This window comes from Mangrovibacter phragmitis (genome assembly GCF_001655675.1).
GTDB classification, from domain to species: Bacteria; Pseudomonadota; Gammaproteobacteria; order Enterobacterales; family Enterobacteriaceae; genus Mangrovibacter; species Mangrovibacter phragmitis.
Genome location: NZ_LYRP01000012.1, coordinates 42,528 through 62,057 on the forward strand (window position 1 = coordinate 42,528; position 19,530 = coordinate 62,057).

Consider the following 19,530-nt stretch of genomic DNA (forward strand, 5'->3'; position numbering starts at 1 on the left):
TCTAATGAGCCGACTCAATTATCACCACCTCTATTACTTCTGGCAGGTTGCCCGGCAAGGGAATCTGACTCAGGCTGCGCAGAAATTGCACATTTCGCAATCTGCATTGTCCTCGCAAATCAAACAGTTAGAAAAAAGCCTGAATGTTGAGTTGTTTACCCGTGAAGGGCGTAAACTGACTCTGACGGAGAGTGGCTACCACGCTATGAACTATGCCGATGAGATCTTTAAAAATGGTGAAGAGCTGGAACAACTGCTGACAACGGGTACCGCGCTACCCAGCGCGCCATTGCGCATTGGTATTCTTTCCACGATTTCACGTAACTTTATTGATCAGTTTATCCAGCCATTGATTCAGCAGAACGACTGCCGCTTTTCACTACAATCCATGAGTCAGACAGGGTTGTTGAATGCCATGGCAGAGCTACAACTCGACCTGGCGCTCACCAATATTCCCGTCAGAAGTGCCAGCACCAATAACTGGCAAAGCCGGGTTCTGGCACGCCAGCCGGTGGCGATTATTGGCCCGCCCGGGCTCGCGTTAACTGAAGAATTTGGTGAAAGTTATCGCCACCAGCGTTGGGTATTACCCTATGGTGAAAACCCGCTGCGTGCGGCATTTGATGCCTTTGCTGCACAATATCACTTGTTACCGGAAATAGTGGCTGAGTCAGACGATATGGCCATGCTGCGCTTGCTAACCCGGGATACCGGTGCACTGGCTGTGATGCCGCCGGTGGTGGTGAAGGATGAGCTGGATTCCGGAGAACTGAAAAGCTATATGCTGCTGCCTAATGTATACGAAAACTTCTATGCGGTTTCCGCCCAACGGCGTGTTGTTCACCCCAAACTGGGTATGTTGCTCAGGCCGCTGGTGGATGAGTAACCGCATGATAATGGGTGCTTATAAATACTAAAAACCCGTATTAACAAACAGTTAATACGGGTTAGTGAACGTTTACTGATTTGCGCAGGCTGATAATTATTTGCCGATACAAAAGCTCGAAAAAATCCGCCCCAGCAAGTCATCAGAAGTGAATTCCCCGGTAATCTCGCTCAATGCCTGCTGGGCCAGGCGCAGCTCTTCTGCCAGTAACTCACCCGCCCAGGCACCGAGCAACTGTTCTTTCCCTTGTTCCAGGTGGCGAGCCGCGGTTTCCAGAGCCTGCAAATGGCGGCGACGTGCCAGGAAGCCGCCGCTTTCTGTGCTGGTATCAAAACCCATTGTGAGTTTCAGGTGGTCACGCAGTACATCCACACCTTCGCCATTGCGGGCAGAAAGCCGGATAAGTGAGTGACCATTCACTTCTGTGAGGCCCGCTGTTTCACCGGTGATATCAGCTTTATTACGCACTACGGTAATGGGTAAATGTGCCGGCAAACGGGCAATAAAATCGGGCCAGATTTGTGCCGGGTCTGTGGCATCGGTGGTGGTGCTGTCGACCATAAACAGCACACGGTCTGCCTGCTCGATTTCCTGCCATGCACGCTCAATCCCAATACGCTCTACTTCATCGCTGGCTTCGCGCAGACCGGCGGTATCAATAATATGCAGCGGCATACCATCGATATGGATATGTTCACGCAGTACGTCGCGCGTGGTACCGGCAATATCCGTAACAATAGCGGCTTCACGCCCGGCCAGTGCATTCAACAGGCTTGATTTCCCGGCATTGGGCCGCCCGGCAATCACTACTTTCATGCCTTCACGCAACAGGCTGCCCTGGCGCGCTTCCCGGCGTACCTGTTCCAGGTCGCTCATTACTCCCGCTAATTCCGCTTCAATTTTCCCGTCAGACAGAAAATCAATTTCTTCATCCGGAAAATCAATAGCGGCTTCCACATAGATACGTAAATGGGTCAGGGCTTCCACCAGTTGGTTTACCCGGCTGGAAAACACCCCTTGCAGTGATCCGACAGCAGAACGGGCCGCCTGCTCGGAACTGGCATCAATCAAATCTGCAATGGCTTCCGCCTGGGCAAGATCCAGTTTGTCGTTCAAAAATGCCCGTTCAGAAAACTCACCCGGTCGGGCAATACGCACCCCGGGAATAGTCAGAATGCGTTTCAGCAGTAAATCGAGAATAACCGGGCCCCCGTGGCCCTGCAGTTCCAGAACATCTTCGCCAGTAAACGAATTGGGGCCAGGGAACCACAGCGCAATACCTTGATCAAGTGGGGAATTATCCACATCGCGAAAAGGCAGGTAATCGGCATAACGAGGCTTAGGCAGCTTACCCAGCACGATTTTGGCTACGTCCTGGGCTTGTTTACCGGAAACCCGCAAAATACCCACACCGCCCCGGCCTGGAGGCGTTGCCTGTGCAACAATGGTATCGTTATGGCTCATAAGTCTTTCTCTGTGATGTTTCGTTTATTCCCCACCAACCGGTTAGGTTAACAGTGGTGGCACGGCATAAAAATAAAGAAGGCGGTCATCTGACCGCCTTCTGTGGTGCTGTTATCCTGCGCTAAATTTTATCAGGATTTTTTCTTTTCGCGGCTATGCAAACCACGTTTTTCCAGCCCGCGGTAAATCAGTTGCTGCTGGATGATGGTAACCAGGTTGCTGACGATATAGTACAGCACCAGACCAGACGGGAACCACAGGAAGAAGACAGTGAAGATGACTGGCATAAAGGTCATTATCTTCTGCTGCATCGGGTCGGTCACGGTGGTCGGTGACATCTTCTGAATGAAGAACATTGTCACGCCCATCAGGACAGGCAGAATGTAGTACGGGTCCTGCGCTGACAAGTCGTGGATCCACAGAGCAAATGGCGCATGGCGCAGCTCAACGGAACCCATCAACATGTAGTACAGCGCCAGGAAGATAGGCATCTGAATAACAAGCGGGAAGCAACCACCAAGCGGGTTAACTTTCTCGGCCTTGTACATCGCCATCATTTCCTGGCTGATACGCTGCTTGTCGTCACCCAGGCGCTCACGCATTGCCTGAATTTTCGGCTGCAGCATACGCATTTTCGCCATGGAGGTGTACTGCGCTTTGGTCAGCGGGTACATGATGCCACGAACGATAAAGGTAATAACGATGATGGAGAAGCCCCAGTTACCCAGGAAGCTGTGGATAAATTTCAACAGCTTGAACAACGGCTGAGAGATAAACCACAACCAGCCGTAATCGACGGTTAAATCCAGATGTGGTGCAACTGCAGCCATTTTATCCTGAATTTCCGGGCCAACCCACAGAGTGCTACCCAGTGTGCCGGTCTGGCCAGGCTGAACCACAACCGGTGCGGATTTATAGTTAATTGCCGCAACGCCATTGCCGAGGTCAGCTGTAGAGAAGGTATTCACGCCTTTGGTGTCCGGAACCCATGCAGTTGCAAAATATTGCTGCAACATAGCAACCCAGCCACCCTGAGAGGTCGTGTTCAGGTTCTCGTTACTGGCGATTTTATCGAATTTATATTTTTCGTATTTCGCGTCAGACGTGGAGTAAGCCGCACCGCGGAATGTGTGCAGAGCAAAGTTGCTGCTGCCAGTGTCGCGGTGTTTTGGCAAGTTGATAGATTGCTTCAACTGACCAAACGCAGAGAGTTCCAGTGGTTTATCTGAGGCGTTTTTCACGCTGTAATCCACTTTCACCGCAAATGAACCCCGTTTCAGAACAAAGGTTTTGGTGAAAACGTTACCTGCGGCATCAGTCCAGGTCATCGGAATAGACAATTCATTCTGGCCGTCGGCCAGTGCAAAGCTGTCTTTATCGACATTGTACAGTGGGCGTTCGCCATTAGCCGGGTTGTCCGGGCCATCGCGACCGGTTAAGCCACTTTGTGCCTGGTAAATAAAATCAGGCGTAGTTTCCAGCAACTGGAACGGCTCGTTAGAGCCCAGCTCTTTGGGATAAGTTAACAGCAGCGCCTGCTCAACATCACCACCACGCGTGTTGATGGTCAGAGAGAGGACATCCGTTTTAACTGTAATGAGTTTTCCCTGGCCACTGGCCGGTACGCCCTGGTCGGCGGCGCTGCCCGCTGCGGTAGTCGTAGTCTGCGTGGTCTGTTGGGTCTGCGGAGCGTTATCTTGCTCCCAGGCCTGCCAGATCATGAAAGACACGAACAACAAAGCGATGATAAGAAGATTGCGTTGCGAATCCATCGTTAGTGTTCTCTGGTATCAAAAGGTCCTGGCGGGACGGGGTCGTCACCACCCGGGTGTAAAGGGTGGCATTTTAATACGCGTTTTATTGTCAACCAACTGCCTTTTACTACACCAAACCTGCGCAATGCCTCAATTCCGTATTGCGAACAGGTTGGCGTGAAACGACAATGCGGCCCGAGAAGCGGACTAATCAGGCGCTGATAGACCTTTATCAGGCCTATCAGGAGCCGGGAGCCTGGCGACAATGACGGCGCCATAACTTTTCCAGTATTTCCATTAGCGTACGGTTATCGAGGTCGGCAATCCCGCGTTTCGCTACCACCACAAAATCCATGGAAGGCAGTTCATGCTGACGTAAACGGAAACTTTCACGCGTCAAACGTTTGATACGGTTACGCTCATGAGCGCGCCGAACATTCTTTTTGGCGACTGTAAGACCGATACGGGGATGCCCCAGCGAATTCAGGCGGCCGAGGATGGTGATTTGCGGCGTGCCAGCCCGTTGTGGCTGCTGGAAGACGAAAGTGAAATGATTGGGAGTTAACAAACGTAACTCCCTGGGAAAAGCGAGCTTAACCACTCAGGGGTTAGCTATTACTTAGAAACGGTCAGACGAGCGCGGCCTTTAGCACGACGACGTGCCAGAACCTGACGACCATTTTTAGTTGCCATACGAGCGCGGAAGCCGTGAGAGCGGTTGCGCTTCAGTACAGACGGTTGAAAAGTGCGTTTCATGGCGATTTCTACCTAAGCTTGGAAAAAAAACACTTACTTTTGCGTATGCCCGGACGAATTGCGAACGACTTACGCCTCAGTGCGGCTAAATAAAGAGGCAGGATTGTAATAATTGTACACTCCAGAGTCAATTCACTTTCCTTATTGCACACAAGTAATAGAAGCTTTTCGCTTGAAAAACAAACGAATTACTTGCAACAAAAACCGGAGCAATGACGCGTCGGGTCGCAAATTATACGGGGTCCGGTATAAAGCGCAAGGATCACCGGGATCTTTAATCTGATCACTAAAGGCAAATTTTGCTACGGGTCATTGAATTTTCCAATTTGTGGACGAAATAGTGATGTCACCAGGCTGCGATCGATTACACTGGATCAGTCAGATAAGGACCTGTGGATAAATCACGAAGAAACTGTGAGAAACAGAAGATCTCTGGTCCACTTTACGCTATGATCCGCGGTCCCTTCTCAGGATCGGGATCCTGTAAAAGGGAAAACCGCAAATAGCGGTTCGCACGCTACCCAGAATCAGGGCTGTCGGCGTGTGTCAACAATCATGAATGTATCAGTCTTTGTCATTTATCGACTTTGTTCGAGTGGAGTCCGCCGTGTCACTTTCGCTTTGGCAGCAGTGTCTTGCCCGATTGCAGGATGAGTTACCCGCCACAGAATTCAGCATGTGGATACGTCCACTACAGGCGGAACTGAGCGATAACACGCTGGCCCTTTATGCGCCAAACCGTTTTGTGCTCGACTGGGTGCGGGATAAGTACCTGAATAATATCAACGGATTGTTAAACGATTTCTGTGGTGCGGATGCGCCTCAGTTGCGCTTTGAAGTAGGGGCCCGTCCTGCTGTTCAACCTGTTGTCGCTTCCGCGGCAGCAGCGCCTGCTGTTGCGCCGCGCCCGGCAGCGGCACCTGTGCGCCCCAGTTGGGATAACGTCCCTGCACCGGCAGAGCCTTCTTACCGTTCTAACGTTAACCTGAAACATACGTTTGATAACTTTGTTGAAGGTAAGTCAAACCAACTGGCTCGTGCGGCGGCTCGCCAGGTGGCGGATAATCCTGGCGGCGCATATAACCCACTCTTCCTTTATGGCGGTACAGGTTTAGGGAAAACCCACCTGTTACATGCTGTTGGTAATGGTATTGTGGCGCGTAAGCCCAATGCGAAAGTGGTGTATATGCATTCAGAGCGTTTTGTTCAGGATATGGTTAAGGCATTACAAAATAACGCAATTGAAGAGTTCAAGCGTTATTACCGCTCGGTTGATGCCCTGCTTATCGATGATATCCAGTTCTTTGCCAACAAAGAGCGCTCACAGGAAGAGTTCTTCCATACTTTTAACGCACTGCTGGAAGGCAACCAACAAATAATCCTGACATCAGATCGTTACCCGAAAGAGATCAATGGCGTTGAAGATCGTCTGAAATCCCGCTTCGGTTGGGGTTTAACGGTTGCCATTGAGCCGCCGGAACTGGAAACCCGCGTGGCAATCCTGATGAAAAAGGCGGATGAAAACGATATCCGTCTGCCTGGCGAAGTGGCTTTCTTTATTGCCAAGCGCCTGCGCTCAAACGTGCGTGAGCTGGAAGGGGCACTGAACCGTGTGATTGCGAATGCCAATTTCACTGGCCGGGCAATTACTATCGATTTTGTCCGTGAAGCGCTACGTGATTTATTGGCCTTGCAGGAAAAACTGGTCACTGTCGACAATATTCAAAAGACAGTGGCAGAGTACTACAAGATCAAAGTGGCCGATTTACTGTCCAAACGGCGTTCCCGCTCAGTGGCGCGCCCCCGGCAAATGGCAATGGCCCTGGCAAAAGAATTAACCAACCACAGCCTGCCGGAAATCGGTGATGCCTTCGGTGGTCGTGACCATACAACTGTGCTGCATGCCTGCCGTAAAATCGAGCAGTTGCGTGAAGAGAGTCATGACATCAAAGAAGACTTTTCCAATTTAATCAGAACACTATCTTCGTGACACTATGAAATTTACCGTTGAACGTGAACATTTATTAAAACCGCTCCAACAAGTGAGTGGTCCTTTAGGTGGTCGCCCGACGTTACCTATCCTGGGTAACTTGCTGTTGCAGGTTACGGAAGGGGCGCTGTCGCTGACTGGTACTGACCTTGAAATGGAAATGGTGGCACGAGTCAGCCTGGTTCAGCCTCATGAACCAGGGGCAACCACGGTGCCTGCCCGTAAATTCTTTGATATTTGCCGGGGCCTGCCAGAAGGTGCGGAAATCGCTGTTACGCTGGAAGGGGACCGTATGCTGGTGCGTTCCGGGCGCAGTCGTTTTTCGCTGTCTACATTGCCAGCCGCCGATTTTCCTAACCTCGATGACTGGCAAAGTGAAGTGGAATTCACTCTGCCGCAGGCCACAATGAAACGCCTGATTGAAGCCACACAATTTTCCATGGCTCACCAGGATGTGCGCTACTACCTGAACGGTATGCTGTTTGAAACCGAAGGTGAAGAGTTGCGTACCGTGGCAACAGATGGTCACCGCCTGGCGGTCTGTGCCATGCCAGTAGGGCAAACACTGCCCGCTCACTCTGTGATTGTGCCGCGCAAAGGCGTGATTGAGTTGATGCGTATGCTGGATGGTGGCGATACACCGTTACAGGTGCAAATTGGCAGCAATAATATTCGTGCCCATGTTGGTGATTTTATTTTCACTTCGAAACTGGTTGATGGCCGTTTCCCGGATTATCGCCGCGTATTGCCGAAGAACCCGGACAAAACTCTGGAAGCGGGTTGCGATTTGTTAAAACAGGCCTTTGCCCGCGCAGCCATTCTTTCCAATGAAAAATTCCGTGGTGTTCGCCTGTATGTCAGTGAGAACCAGCTTAAAATTACAGCCAATAACCCGGAACAGGAAGAAGCAGAAGAGATTCTGGATGTGACCTATGCAGGTACAGAAATGGAAATCGGCTTCAATGTAAGTTATGTACTGGATGTACTTAACGTGCTGAAGTGCGAAAATGTGCGTATCCTGCTTACTGATTCTGTTTCCAGTGTGCAAATTGAAGACGCAGCAAGCCAGACCGCGGCCTATGTTGTGATGCCTATGCGCCTGTAAGCCGCGGGGTAAACGGTAAAAGAGAGAAGGTTAAGTGTACAAATACCTTCTCTTAGCCAGCAGATGAAATCAATAAATTGATTTTTAGCGTGTTTTATTTATCACCTGAAACCTTACCAGCGGCAGGGTAAGGCGGGTCATCAGCCTGGGGTTATTTGACTTGTTATTCCGGCACGTTCAGCACCGGCTTTTTGTGGCGCTTCAGGCCAGTTGTTCATTCACCCCCGGTTTATGCTGGTTGAGGGCAGCCAGCCATTTTCCGGGAAACAGCAACAAATACGTCCTGGTGATGCGTTAATCATGTCGCTGTCTCGTTTACTTATCAAAGATTTCCGTAACATAGAAAGTGCGGATCTCCTGTTATCTCCCGGCTTTAATTTCCTGGTCGGTGCCAATGGCAGCGGCAAAACCAGTGTGCTGGAAGCGATTTACACCCTGGGGCACGGGCGGGCGTTTCGTAGCCTGCAAACGGGCAGAGTGATTCGCCATGACCAGCCAGATTTCGTGCTGCATGGCCGGTTACAGGGGGATTCACGGGAAATCGCCGTCGGGCTGACAAAAGACCGCCTGGGTGACAGCAAAGTCAGAATTGATGGCACGGACGGGCATAAAGTTGCTGAACTGGCGCACTTAATGCCCATGCAGTTGATTACTCCGGAAGGCTTCACCCTGCTTAATGGTGGGCCGAAGTTTCGCCGGGCGTTTATCGACTGGGGGTGTTTCCATGATGAACCGGCGTTTTTCAACGCATGGAGCAACCTTAAACGCCTGCTCCGGCAACGAAATGCCGCATTGCGTCAGGTTACGCACTACAACCAGTTACTCCCCTGGGATAAGGAACTGGCACCGCTGGCGGAACAAATCAGCCTGTGGCGGGCGCAGTATAGTGAAGCAATTGCCGAAGATATGGCACAAACCTGCGCCCAGTTTTTACCCGAGTTTCACCTGGCGTTTTCTTTCCAGCGCGGCTGGGAAAAAGAAACGCCTTACAGTGAGGTGCTGGCCCGCAGTTTTGAGCGCGACCGCGCGCTGACCTACACCTCTCATGGCCCCCACAAGGCAGATTTCCGCATTCGTGCCGATGGCGCGCCTGTGGAAGATACCCTGTCGAGAGGGCAGTTAAAGTTATTGATGTGTGCCCTGCGTCTGGCGCAAGGTGAATTTCTCACCCGGCGTAGCGGGCGGCACTGCCTCTACTTAATAGATGATTTTGCTTCTGAGCTTGATGACCGCCGACGGGGTTTACTTGCCAGCCGTCTGAAAGCTACACAGTCACAAGTTTTTGTGAGTGCGATTAGCGCAGAACATGTGATGGACATGGCGGATAAAAATTCCAGGATGTTCGCTGTGGATCAGGGTAAAATAACGGATTAACTTAGTTTAAATGAGCGAGAAACGTTGATGTCGAATTCTTATGACTCCTCCAGTATCAAAGTCCTGAAAGGGCTGGATGCGGTGCGTAAGCGCCCGGGTATGTATATCGGCGACACGGATGACGGCACCGGCCTGCACCATATGGTATTCGAGGTCGTGGATAACGCTATCGACGAAGCGCTCGCAGGCTACTGTAAAGATATCGTTGTCACTATCCACGAAGATAACTCTGTCTCTGTACAGGATGACGGGCGTGGTATCCCTACCGGTATTCACCCGGAAGAAGGCGTGTCTGCCGCTGAAGTTATCATGACCGTGCTACATGCCGGTGGTAAGTTTGACGATAACTCCTATAAAGTTTCCGGTGGTCTGCATGGCGTGGGTGTGTCGGTGGTTAACGCCCTGTCCCAGAAACTAGAACTGGTTATTCGACGCGATGGTAAAGTCCACAACCAGGTCTACCAGCATGGTGTCCCTGTTTCACCGTTGGAAGTGACTGGCGAAACAGAAAAAACCGGTACCATGGTGCGTTTCTGGCCAAGCCTGGAAACGTTCACCAATGTCGTTGAATTCGAATACGAAATTCTGGCGAAACGCCTGCGTGAACTCTCCTTCCTGAACTCCGGTGTTTCCATTCGCCTGATTGACAAGCGTGTTGAAGGTAAGCAGGACCACTTCCATTACGAAGGGGGTATCAAAGCCTTTGTTGAATACCTCAACAAGAACAAAACGCCAATTCACCCGAATGTGTTCTATTTCTCAACAGAAAAAGACGGAATTGGTGTGGAAGTCGCGCTGCAGTGGAACGATGGCTTCCAGGAAAACATTTACTGCTTTACCAACAACATTCCTCAGCGTGATGGCGGTACACACCTTGCCGGTTTCCGTGCGGCAATGACGCGTACCCTGAACACTTATATGGATAACGAAGGCTACAGCAAAAAAGCGAAAATCAGCGCGACGGGTGATGATGCCCGTGAAGGCCTGATTGCTGTAGTTTCAGTAAAAGTTCCGGACCCGAAATTCTCTTCTCAGACCAAAGACAAACTGGTTTCTTCTGAAGTGAAATCTGCAGTGGAATCCCAGATGAACGAGCGTCTGGCTGATTATCTGCAGGAAAACCCGGCCGATGCTAAAACCGTTGTCAGTAAGATTATTGATGCGGCCCGTGCCCGCGAAGCCGCGCGTCGTGCCCGTGAAATGACCCGCCGCAAAGGTGCGCTGGATCTGGCTGGTTTGCCGGGCAAACTGGCGGATTGCCAGGAGCGTGACCCGGCTCTGTCTGAACTCTACCTGGTGGAAGGGGACTCAGCGGGCGGCTCTGCAAAACAGGGGCGTAACCGCAAGAACCAGGCTATTTTGCCGCTGAAAGGTAAAATCCTGAACGTCGAAAAAGCGCGTTTCGACAAAATGCTCTCTTCTCAGGAAGTGGCGACACTGATTACCGCACTCGGCTGTGGTATTGGCCGCGATGAATACAACCCGGATAAACTGCGTTACCACAACATCATCATCATGACCGATGCTGACGTCGATGGCTCGCACATCCGTACACTGCTGCTGACTTTCTTCTATCGCCAGATGCCGGAAATCGTTGAACGTGGGCACGTCTTTATTGCTCAGCCTCCACTGTATAAAGTGAAAAAAGGCAAGCAAGAACAGTATATTAAAGACGATGAAGCCATGGATCAGTATCAGATTTCCATTGCACTGGATGGTGCCACATTACACACCAATGCCAGTGCTCCGGCTCTGGCAGGTGAAGCGCTGGAAAAACTGGTGGCCGAATTCAACGGTACCCAGAAAATGATCCATCGTATGGAGCGCCGTTATCCCCGTGCATTGTTGGGCGAGTTAATTTACCACCCAACACTGGTGGTTGATGACCTGGCCGACGAGCAAAAAGTAACCCGTTGGGTTTCGGCGCTGGTAGCTGAACTGACTGAGAAAGAGCAGCACGGCAGCATCTGGAAATTTGATATTCGCGAAAACACTGAACTTTCCCGGTTTGAGCCCGTTGTTCGGGTGCGTACACACGGTGTCGATACCGATTATGTTCTGGACCAGGACTTCGTCCAGGGCGGGGAATATAAGCGTATCTTCACGCTGGGCGAAAAACTGCGCGGCCTGATTGAAGAAGGCGCATACATCGAACGTGGTGAGCGCCGTCAGCCGGTTTCCAGCTTTGAGCAGGCGCTGGACTGGCTGGTGAAGGAGTCACGCCGTGGTCTTTCTGTACAGCGTTACAAAGGCCTGGGCGAAATGAACCCGGATCAGTTGTGGGAAACCACCATGGATCCGGACAGCCGCCGCATGCTGCGTGTCACAGTGAAAGATGCCATTGCCGCCGACCAGCTGTTTACTACGCTGATGGGCGATGCGGTAGAGCCACGCCGCGCCTTTATCGAAGAAAACGCCCTGAAAGCGGCGAATATCGATATCTGATGACCGGTTAGCCGGAAACAAGCCAGTGTGAAATACCACTGGCTTTTTTGTTCTTCACGAAAGTGAGTTTATTCTGCGTTGTTTTTGTGACCAAAGTCGCGTTACGATGCCCTTCCTGACCCAATATGGATTTCTGTCATGGCGATAAAACTGATTGCTATCGATATGGATGGTACCCTGCTTAACCCCGATAATGTGATCACCCCGGGCGTCCGCCGGGCTATTAGTGCAGCCCGGGAAAAAGGCGTGGTTGTTGTGTTAGCAACTGGCCGTCCCTACATTGGTGTAAAACGTTACCTCGAACAGCTGGATATGCAGTCCGCAGACGACTACTGCATCACCTACAACGGCGCGCTGGTGCAAAAAGCAGCCAGTGGCGAATGTGTCGCGGAAACGACACTGGGTTATGATGATTACCGCTACCTGGAAGGGCTTTCCCGCGAGTTGGGTGTCCACTTTCATGCGCTCGATCACCACATTCTGTATACCGCCAACCGGGATATCAGCCGTTATACCGTGCATGAAGCCGCACTGACGGGGATGCCGTTACAGTTCTGCGAAGCAGACCGTATGGACCCGGCTATCCGCTTTCCAAAACTGATGATGATTGATGAACCAGCATTACTGGATGAAGCAATTACCCGGATCCCCCAGGAAGCAAAATCCCGCTATACCATCCTGAAAAGCGCGCCCTTTTACCTGGAATTACTCGATAAACGGGTAAACAAAGGCGCTGGTTTACAGGCACTGGCAGAGCGTTTGCAGTTGCAACCAGAAAACGTGATGGCAATTGGTGACCAGGAAAACGACATGGCTATGCTGGAATACGCTGGTGTGGGCGTGGCAATGGGAAATGCAATAGAGCCGGTAAAAGCGATGGCAAACTTTATCAGTAAAACCAATGCTGAAGACGGTGTCGCCCGGGCAATTGAGCACTTTGTTCCCGGCGTTAACTGAGAAAACCAGGCAACACCTGCCCGAATCGATTACCCTGAGCCATTATCGCTTAAGGCAAGGGTAATCCCGTGAAACAAGTCACTTTCTCACCCCGTCACCATCAACTGACCAATATCAATACCTGGACGCCGGACAGCCAGTGGCTGGTGTTTGATGTTCGCCCGTCTGGCTCATCATTCACCAGTGAAACCGTAGAACGCGTCCAGATTCATAGCGGTACTACCGAGGTCATCTGGCGCGCGCAGCAGGGTGCGCATGTGGGGGTTATTACTGTGAACCCACAATTACCTGAGCGTTATGTGTTTATTCATAGCCCGGAAAACCCGGATGAAAATTGGCAGTATGATTTCCATCATCGTCGTGGCGTAACTGTCTGCGGTGGTCAGGTTGCTAACCTGGATGCCCTTTCCATTACCGCACCTTACTTCCCCGGTGCACTGCGTGGCGGCAGCCATGTGCATGTCTGGAGCCCGGACGGGCAATACCTGAGCTTTACTTATAACGACCATGTGCTCCATGAGCGGGATCCGGCGCTGGATTTGCGAAATGTTGGTGTGGCGGTGCCTTTCGGCCCGGTAAACCCACCACTGCGCCATTCGCGAGAATATGCCGGTAGCCACTGGTGTACGCTGGTTTCGCGCACCACACCGGAGCCCCAACCAGGAAGCGATGAGATTAACCGGGCCTATGAAGAGGGCTGGGTGGGCAATCAGGGCTACCTGAAGCCCAACGGTGAGCGCCAGCGTTATGCACTGGCTTTTATCGGCGATACACGTTCAGTTCAGGGCGAAACAATACCTGAACTATTTATTGTCGACTTACCTGATAACGAAGCTGCCTGGAAAACCCAGGGCGATGCTCCCCTGGCCGGTACGCCCGAAACTATGCCAGCACCACCAGCAGGCGTTTACCAAAAACGCCTTACTTACACTCATCACTGTGCCTGGCCAGGCCTTGTGAACCAGCCCCGTCATTGGGTGCGCGCCAGCCCGGATGGGGAACATATCGCTTTTCTGATGCGAGATAATAACGGCGTGGTTCAGGTTTGGCTGGTTTCACCAAATGGGGGAGAATGCCGGCAGTTAACCCGGCTTGCGCATGATGTACAGTCGGCGATTAACTGGCACCCGGCAGGCAAATGGCTCGGTTTTATCAGTGAACAGAAAATCGTGATGTGCAGCTATCCGGAAGGGAAAATACTGGAACTTACCGCACCGCAAGAAGAAATTTCCGGTGATGCGGTTGTCTTCTCGCCTGACGGGCAGTTTATTGCCTGGATGCAACCCGATGAACAAGGCTTCCGGCAAATATATATCTGCCAGACGGGTTGCTGAACCTCTGCCGGGTATCGCTACCTGGCAATCATATCAGGGGGCAGCGGGTGGAATAACTGAATTGGTTGCGAGGTTTTTCTGCTCACTTTTTTCTACCCGCTCCCGGATAGAATTATTGGTGTGAAACGCATCCCAGGGAAGCAACAACGTATCTGTTACTGCCGTTAATGGCATATCCAGTGCCACAAATGGCTTAAGGCCCCAACTGGTATCATCGTCTTTCAGTAATGCATAACTTGCCCGTGTACCCGGATAATACCCCTCCTGGCCGCCAGTGTGCGTCATTATGCTGGAACAGCCGCACAAAGCGACCAGCCCGCTCCCTAAAAATAAGTGCTGTAGTTGGCGTATTTTCATTGTGTTATCGTCATTGTAGCTGAAGCTTCTGTCACGGCAGAAGCAAACCGCGGTCGCTTAGTCCTTAACGCACCTGCTTCCATGCAAAAGACACATTCATTTGCGCCAGGTGCTACATGATTTTTGTTTAGTCTACGCGATGTGTAATAAAGTGCAAAAAAAGTGCGATTTTTGCACTTGAAAACAACGAGTCTGTCACCATCTTATCTTCAGAGCCAAAAACGGATAGGCCAGATGGTTATCCGGGTTCTGCGGTCTGTCCAACAGGAAGGCCATAAAAACATTCTCGCTGATTTCAGGAGCTATTAACGATGCGTAATTTTGACTTCTCCCCGCTTTACCGTTCTGCCATTGGTTTTGACCGCCTGTTTAACCACCTGGAAAATAGCCAGACCCAAAGCAACGGGGGTTACCCTCCGTACAACGTTGAACTGGTTGATGAAAACCACTACCGCATCGCGATTGCCGTTGCCGGTTTTGCTGAGAGCGAACTGGAGATCACTGCACAGGACAACCTGCTGGTGGTGAAAGGTGCGCACGCAACGGAAGAAAAAGAACGCACCTATCTGTATCAGGGCATTGCTGAACGTAACTTCGAGCGCAAGTTCCAACTGGCTGACAACATTCACGTTAAAGGTGCTAACCTGGTGAATGGCTTGCTGTATATCGAACTGGAACGCGTTATTCCCGAAGCCAACAAACCGCGTCGCATCGCCATTAACTAATTCTGTTTGCGCTGCACTGCCTGTGGGGTGGTGCAGCCTGTTACGTGCTTGCCGTCAGGGAGCACAGGCCGGTTACGTATACCGGCGGTATTAACTCGCTTCAAAGAAGGAGACTATTTATGCGTAATTATGATTTTTCCCCCTTATTCCGTCAGTGGATTGGTTTTGACAAACTGGCTAACGCCATGCTGAACAGCAGCGAAGCGCAGTCGTTCCCTCCCTATAACATTGAAAAAGCGGACGATAACCATTACCGCATCACACTGGCACTGGCCGGTTTCCGCCAGGAAGATCTGGATATTCAGCTTGAAGGGCCACGGCTTTCCATTAAAGGTACGCCGGTAAAACCTGAACAGGAAACCACCTGGTTACACCGTGGTCTGACAACCGAGCCGTTCAGCCTAAGTTTTACCCTGGCTGACCACATGGAGGTGTCTGGCGCAACCTTCAATAACGGGTTATTGCATATTGATTTAACCCGTGAAGTACCTGAAGCCCTGGCACCGCAGCGTATCGCCATTAGCGAACGTCCGGCACTCAACAGCTAATTTTGGCACTTGCATCTCCTGCCGCACCGGTAACCCGGTGCGGCTTTTTTTTGCCTGTTTTTTGCCTGTTTTTTGCCAGTAAGTAATGTGTTTAACCATGGTTAATACATGGTCTTTTGTGCGCTATCAGGCAGTTATCTTTGCAACGCTCTGCCACAATCAAACCAATGCAGAAACAGGAGCTGAATGATGAGTGACATCGCGCTGACGGTCAGCATACTGGCACTGGTTGCCATCGTTGGTCTGTGGATTGGCAATATTCGCATCCGTGGCATTGGTTTTGGCATTGGTGGTGTGCTGTTCGGCGGGATTATTGTCGGGCATTTTCTCGATATGGCCGGTGTACATATCAACAGCGATATCCTGCACTTTGTTCAGGAGTTTGGCCTGATTCTGTTTGTCTACACCATCGGTATTCAGGTAGGCCCCGGTTTCTTCTCTTCTCTGCGGGTTTCCGGCTTAAGGCTGAACCTGTTTGCTATGTTAATTGTGGTGCTTGGTGGGCTGGTGACTGCATTAGTGTACTGGCTGTTTGATATTCCTCTGCCTGTGGTGCTGGGGATTTTCTCGGGTGCGGTGACCAACACACCGGCACTGGGTGCCGGGCAGCAAATTCTTACAGACCTGGGGGTTCCGGCGGCACTGCGTAACGAAATGGGGATGAGCTATGCCATGGCATACCCTTTTGGTATCTGTGGCATTCTGTTCAGTATGTGGTTGTTACGGGTAGTACTGCGCATTAACGTCAATCGTGAAGCTGAACGCTTTCAAAAAGTTAACGGCCAGGCTCAGCAGTTGAGCGCCATTAACGTTCAGGTGGAGAACCCTAACCTCCATAATCTGGCACTTCAGGATATCCCACTGCTTAATAGTGACAGCATAGTGTGTTCCCGGTTAAAGCGCGGCGAAACGCTAATGGTTCCCTCCTCTTCTACATTAATTGAACGGGGAGACTTGTTGTATCTGGTGGGCAACCAGGAAGATCTGCACAGCGCACAACTGGTGATAGGCCAGCAAGTTGATGCCGGGCTTTCCACCACAGGTACAGACTTGCGGGTTGAACGGGTTGTAGTGACCAATGAAAAAGTATTAGGTAAAAAAATCCGCGACCTGGGCATTAAAACGAAGTATGACGTAGTGATTTCCCGCCTGAATCGTGCCGGGGTTGAGCTGGTCGCCAGTAGTCATGCCAGTCTGCAATTTGGCGATATTCTCAACCTGGTCGGGCGGCAGGTGGATATTGACGCTGCTGCTGCGTTACTGGGCAATGCGCAACAAAAACTCCAGCAGGTACAAATGCTGCCTGTGTTTATTGGTATTGGCCTTGGTGTATTGTTAGGGTCTGTCCCACTGTTCATTCCCGGTTTCCCTGTCGCCCTGCGCCTTGGGCTGGCTGGTGGCCCGCTGATTATGGCGCTGATCCTTGGCCGAATAGGCAGTATTGGCACGCTCTACTGGTTTATGCCGCCCAGTGCCAACCAGGCGCTGCGGGAACTGGGTATCGTACTGTTTCTGGCCGTTGTCGGGCTAAAATCCGGTAGTGGCTTTGTCACCACCCTGACTCAGGGAGATGGCGTGTTATGGATGGGATACGGAATCTTAATCACTGCTATTCCGTTACTGGTTGTGGGTTTTACTGCACGTTTGCTGGCAAAAATGAATTACCTGACAATTTGCGGGATGCTGGCCGGATCCATGACAGACCCGCCAGCTCTGGCATTTGCCAATAATCTTCACACTTCCAGTGGGGCCGCCGCGCTCTCGTATGCCACGGTTTACCCACTGGTGATGTTCTTGCGTATTATTACGCCACAATTACTGGCTATTCTCCTGTGGGGCGTTTCCTGATGATTCCCGGCCATCCGTAGCATTTGCCTGGTGATTTCCCGTCCATAACATGTTGATATAAGAGGATGGCCGGGCCTCACTTTGCAAATGCAGCAGGAGCACGAGAAGCACAATGAAAATCACCCAACTGGGCGAAGCGCCTGACTACCGTTTCTCTCTGGCGAATGAGCGCACCTTTCTTGCCTGGATCCGCACCGCCTTAGGTTTCCTGGCCGCTGGTGTGGGGCTGGACCAACTGGCACCCGACCTGGCTACCCCACTGGTTCGTGAAATACTGTCGCTGTTTTTGTGCCTGTTTGCCGGTGGACTGGCGGTCTACAGCTATATACGTTGGTTACGCAATGAAAAAGCGATGCGCCTGAAGCAAGATTTGCCCTATACCGGAAGCCTGAAGCTGATAAGCCTGGTCATGCTCGCGGTGGTGGTCATCGCGATGGTGATGGTGGTTTATGCCTGAATCATCGCGCCGCCTGCGCCGTGAACAGGATCCCGGACTGCAACCGGAGCGTACCGCGCTTGCCTGGTACCGCACATTACTGGGATACGGCGCTCTGCTGGCACTGGCATTACGCCACAGCTGGCACCGGGCTGGCCCGTTATTTTGGTTGTCGTTATTGGTGTTGGCTGTCCTGGTGGGAGTGGTTTATGCCTGGGCACGGCAACGCCAGCTTATGGACATCGCCCGCCAGGATTTACTTGGCGCACAAACTGTTCGAGGCAAATGTATGATTGCGCTGGGGGTTCTTGGGCTGGCATTATTATTTGCCGCTGTGCATATTCACCAAATTTGGTTACATCTCTGGTCACCAGAGTAACGATTTTATTTATGCACATACTTCGCCAAAGCATGCTAAATAAATACATATTTTCTGATATCAATTGCCGGAAGGTCAGTGCCTTGAAGACTTTCATCGCGTTTATAACAGTGTCAGTCAGCGCAATGGCTTGTGCCACACCATTGCCCGCCGCCGCGCCAGCAACGGAGGCATTGCCTTCTGTTGTGCCAGCACAGTCTGCAACACCGGCACCTTCGCACTTGCCTGAAGGGTTTACTGCCCGGCAATATGCGGCGGCATTGGGTACGGGTATGGATGTTGACTGGGCGAGAACTGAACGAGGCATTCGTGAGTTTGACCCACTGGTGGTGCGCGACTACCAGCAGCGCGGGTTGGGGCATGTGCGTATACGGGTGGCAGATGACGCAACCGAACAACACCTGCTTCATCTGCGAAAAATTGTTGAAGCCTGCGAACAATATGGCGTGATACCCATTATTTCTTACCAGGCCGATGAGTTTAAAAGCGATCCCACCAAAACGAATGAAGCCAAAGTGGTTGCCTGGTGGGATACAGTCAGCCGTTATTTTGCCAGTACACACCCTGAACTGGGGTTCGATATCATCTACGAGCCTGGTGAAAAACTGAATCATGACCAGCAGGCGCTGAATCGTCTTTATGAAAAAGTGGTGCGGGATATCCACCATACAGACCCGCAGCGCATGGTGTTTATTGCGCCCCGCCAGCGCGCCACGCCGGAAGACCTGGTTAACCTCAAGTGGCCATCCCAAAGTAACGGCCATGTGCTGGCTGAATGGCATATTTTCCCCTGGGGGCCAGTCAAAGTAGGTAATAAATACCCCTGGACGACCGGAACGGTAGCGGAAAAAAACGCAATTCGTAATCGTATTAACGTTGCGCTGCGCTGGCAGCAAAAAACCGGGCATGTCTCCTGGGTTGGCGGCTGGTCGGCAGGAGCAACGTTGAAAAACCCGGTTCAGCCTTCCCAAATTGCCTTCGCGACCTTTATGGCATGTGGGCTTCAGCAGGCACACATTCCCTATGCACTCAATATTGATAACCTGTTTTACGATGGGGAAGAAGGCGCATGGCGGCCAGCTACTGCCGCATTACTCCAGGCGATGATAAAACCCGATTGCCCGCCCGCTGAAGCGAAAACACCCGGGAAAACCAAAGCGCACCACCACTGA

The 19,530-nt window shown here is 51.6% G+C and carries 19 protein-coding genes; 13 read left to right on the forward strand and 6 right to left on the reverse strand.

The window, feature by feature from the left end; genetic code table 11:
• Window positions 1–4: 4 nt before the first annotated feature.
• Entirely contained in the window at window positions 5–886 is an 882-nt protein-coding gene (locus A9B99_RS10455; protein WP_036113967.1) for a LysR family transcriptional regulator, read from the forward strand.
• Window positions 887–982: 96 nt separating this feature from the next.
• Here the strand turns inward: A9B99_RS10455 and mnmE are convergent, their stop codons facing one another.
• From mnmE to rpmH, 5 genes are all read right to left on the reverse strand, one after another.
• A complete protein-coding gene (mnmE, locus tag A9B99_RS10460; RefSeq protein WP_064597256.1) occupies window positions 983–2,350 on the reverse strand; it encodes a tRNA uridine-5-carboxymethylaminomethyl(34) synthesis GTPase MnmE in 1,368 nt (455 codons plus the stop codon).
• Window positions 2,351–2,481: 131 nt separating this feature from the next.
• The gene (gene yidC / locus A9B99_RS10465) at window positions 2,482–4,122 is read right to left on the reverse strand and encodes a membrane protein insertase YidC (protein WP_064597258.1); all 1,641 of its coding nucleotides are present in this window, start codon (window positions 4,120–4,122) and stop codon (window positions 2,482–2,484) included.
• Window positions 4,123–4,124: 2 nt separating this feature from the next.
• The gene (gene yidD / locus A9B99_RS23190) at window positions 4,125–4,382 is read right to left on the reverse strand and encodes a membrane protein insertion efficiency factor YidD (protein ID WP_072006999.1); all 258 of its coding nucleotides are present in this window, start codon (window positions 4,380–4,382) and stop codon (window positions 4,125–4,127) included.
• Window positions 4,346–4,705, reverse strand: coding sequence for a ribonuclease P protein component (gene rnpA / locus A9B99_RS10470; RefSeq protein ID WP_036113957.1), 360 nt, complete (start codon window positions 4,703–4,705; stop codon window positions 4,346–4,348). Before rnpA ends, yidD begins: the two co-directional genes overlap by 37 nt.
• Window positions 4,706–4,719: 14 nt before the next feature.
• A complete protein-coding gene (gene rpmH, locus A9B99_RS23195) occupies window positions 4,720–4,860 on the reverse strand; it encodes a 50S ribosomal protein L34 (protein ID WP_000831330.1) in 141 nt (46 codons plus the stop codon).
• A 607-nt stretch (window positions 4,861–5,467) separates the two neighbouring features.
• Between rpmH and dnaA the strand changes: the two genes are divergently transcribed.
• The 6 genes from dnaA to A9B99_RS10500 all read left to right on the forward strand — a co-directional run bounded on the left by dnaA (window position 5,468) and on the right by A9B99_RS10500 (window position 14,065).
• The gene (gene dnaA / locus A9B99_RS10475) at window positions 5,468–6,850 is read left to right on the forward strand and encodes a chromosomal replication initiator protein DnaA (protein ID WP_064597260.1); all 1,383 of its coding nucleotides are present in this window, start codon (window positions 5,468–5,470) and stop codon (window positions 6,848–6,850) included.
• 4 nt (window positions 6,851–6,854) lie between these two features.
• Complete coding sequence (gene dnaN / locus A9B99_RS10480; RefSeq protein WP_064597262.1) at window positions 6,855–7,955, forward strand: DNA polymerase III subunit beta; 1,101 nt, start codon at window positions 6,855–6,857, stop codon at window positions 7,953–7,955.
• A gap of 300 nt (window positions 7,956–8,255) precedes the next feature.
• Complete coding sequence (gene recF, locus A9B99_RS10485; protein WP_064598016.1) at window positions 8,256–9,329, forward strand: DNA replication/repair protein RecF; 1,074 nt, start codon at window positions 8,256–8,258, stop codon at window positions 9,327–9,329.
• A 27-nt stretch (window positions 9,330–9,356) separates the two neighbouring features.
• The gene (gene gyrB, locus A9B99_RS10490) at window positions 9,357–11,774 is read left to right on the forward strand and encodes a DNA topoisomerase (ATP-hydrolyzing) subunit B (RefSeq protein ID WP_064597264.1); all 2,418 of its coding nucleotides are present in this window, start codon (window positions 9,357–9,359) and stop codon (window positions 11,772–11,774) included.
• 138 nt (window positions 11,775–11,912) lie between these two features.
• On the forward strand, window positions 11,913–12,731 hold the full coding sequence (gene yidA / locus A9B99_RS10495; RefSeq protein WP_064597266.1) for a sugar-phosphatase: 819 nt from the start codon (window positions 11,913–11,915) through the stop codon (window positions 12,729–12,731).
• Window positions 12,732–12,799: 68 nt separating this feature from the next.
• Window positions 12,800–14,065 (forward strand): DUF3748 domain-containing protein, encoded by a 1,266-nt coding sequence (locus A9B99_RS10500; protein ID WP_064597268.1) that lies wholly within the window; start codon window positions 12,800–12,802, stop codon window positions 14,063–14,065.
• Between the two features lie 33 nt (window positions 14,066–14,098).
• Here the strand turns inward: A9B99_RS10500 and A9B99_RS10505 are convergent, their stop codons facing one another.
• Window positions 14,099–14,422 carry a YceK/YidQ family lipoprotein gene (locus A9B99_RS10505; RefSeq protein WP_064597270.1) on the reverse strand — a complete coding sequence of 108 codons (324 nt, stop codon included), beginning with the start codon at window positions 14,420–14,422 and terminating at the stop codon, window positions 14,099–14,101.
• 311 nt (window positions 14,423–14,733) lie between these two features.
• On the opposite strand from A9B99_RS10505, the gene ibpA reads away from it, so the two are divergent.
• From ibpA to A9B99_RS10535, 6 genes are all read left to right on the forward strand, one after another.
• Window positions 14,734–15,147, forward strand: a complete 414-nt coding sequence (ibpA, locus tag A9B99_RS10510; protein ID WP_064597272.1) for a small heat shock chaperone IbpA — start codon at window positions 14,734–14,736, stop codon at window positions 15,145–15,147.
• A 119-nt stretch (window positions 15,148–15,266) separates the two neighbouring features.
• Window positions 15,267–15,695 (forward strand): small heat shock chaperone IbpB, encoded by a 429-nt coding sequence (ibpB, locus tag A9B99_RS10515; RefSeq protein ID WP_064597274.1) that lies wholly within the window; start codon window positions 15,267–15,269, stop codon window positions 15,693–15,695.
• 189 nt (window positions 15,696–15,884) lie between these two features.
• Complete coding sequence (locus A9B99_RS10520) at window positions 15,885–17,543, forward strand: putative transporter (protein WP_064597276.1); 1,659 nt, start codon at window positions 15,885–15,887, stop codon at window positions 17,541–17,543.
• Window positions 17,544–17,655: 112 nt separating this feature from the next.
• Window positions 17,656–18,000 (forward strand): YidH family protein, encoded by a 345-nt coding sequence (locus tag A9B99_RS10525; protein WP_064597278.1) that lies wholly within the window; start codon window positions 17,656–17,658, stop codon window positions 17,998–18,000.
• A complete protein-coding gene (locus A9B99_RS10530) occupies window positions 17,993–18,358 on the forward strand; it encodes a DUF202 domain-containing protein (protein ID WP_064597280.1) in 366 nt (121 codons plus the stop codon). The genes A9B99_RS10525 and A9B99_RS10530 overlap by 8 nt, the downstream gene beginning before the upstream one ends.
• Window positions 18,359–18,630: 272 nt before the next feature.
• On the forward strand, window positions 18,631–19,530 hold the full coding sequence (locus A9B99_RS10535) for a cellulase family glycosylhydrolase (protein WP_231889177.1): 900 nt from the start codon (window positions 18,631–18,633) through the stop codon (window positions 19,528–19,530).

Bases quoted from the DNA above. Each gene is read 5' to 3' on its own strand.
- yidC (WP_064597258.1), bottom strand. From the start codon at position 4,122: ATGGATTCGCAACGCAATCTTCTTATCATCGCTTTGTTGTTCGTGTCT.
- A9B99_RS10525 (WP_064597278.1), top strand. From the start codon at position 17,656: ATGAAAATCACCCAACTGGGCGAAGCGCCTGACTACCGTTTCTCTCTG.
- A9B99_RS10455 (WP_036113967.1), top strand. From the start codon at position 5: ATGAGCCGACTCAATTATCACCACCTCTATTACTTCTGGCAGGTTGCC.
- A9B99_RS10535 (WP_231889177.1), top strand. From the start codon at position 18,631: ATGGATGTTGACTGGGCGAGAACTGAACGAGGCATTCGTGAGTTTGAC.
- mnmE (WP_064597256.1), bottom strand. From the start codon at position 2,350: ATGAGCCATAACGATACCATTGTTGCACAGGCAACGCCTCCAGGCCGG.
- yidD (WP_072006999.1), bottom strand. From the start codon at position 4,382: ATGGCGCCGTCATTGTCGCCAGGCTCCCGGCTCCTGATAGGCCTGATA.
- A9B99_RS10530 (WP_064597280.1), top strand. From the start codon at position 17,993: ATGCCTGAATCATCGCGCCGCCTGCGCCGTGAACAGGATCCCGGACTG.
- A9B99_RS10520 (WP_064597276.1), top strand. From the start codon at position 15,885: ATGAGTGACATCGCGCTGACGGTCAGCATACTGGCACTGGTTGCCATC.
- ibpB (WP_064597274.1), top strand. From the start codon at position 15,267: ATGCGTAATTATGATTTTTCCCCCTTATTCCGTCAGTGGATTGGTTTT.
- yidA (WP_064597266.1), top strand. From the start codon at position 11,913: ATGGCGATAAAACTGATTGCTATCGATATGGATGGTACCCTGCTTAAC.
- ibpA (WP_064597272.1), top strand. From the start codon at position 14,734: ATGCGTAATTTTGACTTCTCCCCGCTTTACCGTTCTGCCATTGGTTTT.
- A9B99_RS10505 (WP_064597270.1), bottom strand. From the start codon at position 14,422: ATGAAAATACGCCAACTACAGCACTTATTTTTAGGGAGCGGGCTGGTC.
- dnaN (WP_064597262.1), top strand. From the start codon at position 6,855: ATGAAATTTACCGTTGAACGTGAACATTTATTAAAACCGCTCCAACAA.
- gyrB (WP_064597264.1), top strand. From the start codon at position 9,357: ATGTCGAATTCTTATGACTCCTCCAGTATCAAAGTCCTGAAAGGGCTG.
- recF (WP_064598016.1), top strand. From the start codon at position 8,256: ATGTCGCTGTCTCGTTTACTTATCAAAGATTTCCGTAACATAGAAAGT.
- rpmH (WP_000831330.1), bottom strand. From the start codon at position 4,860: ATGAAACGCACTTTTCAACCGTCTGTACTGAAGCGCAACCGCTCTCAC.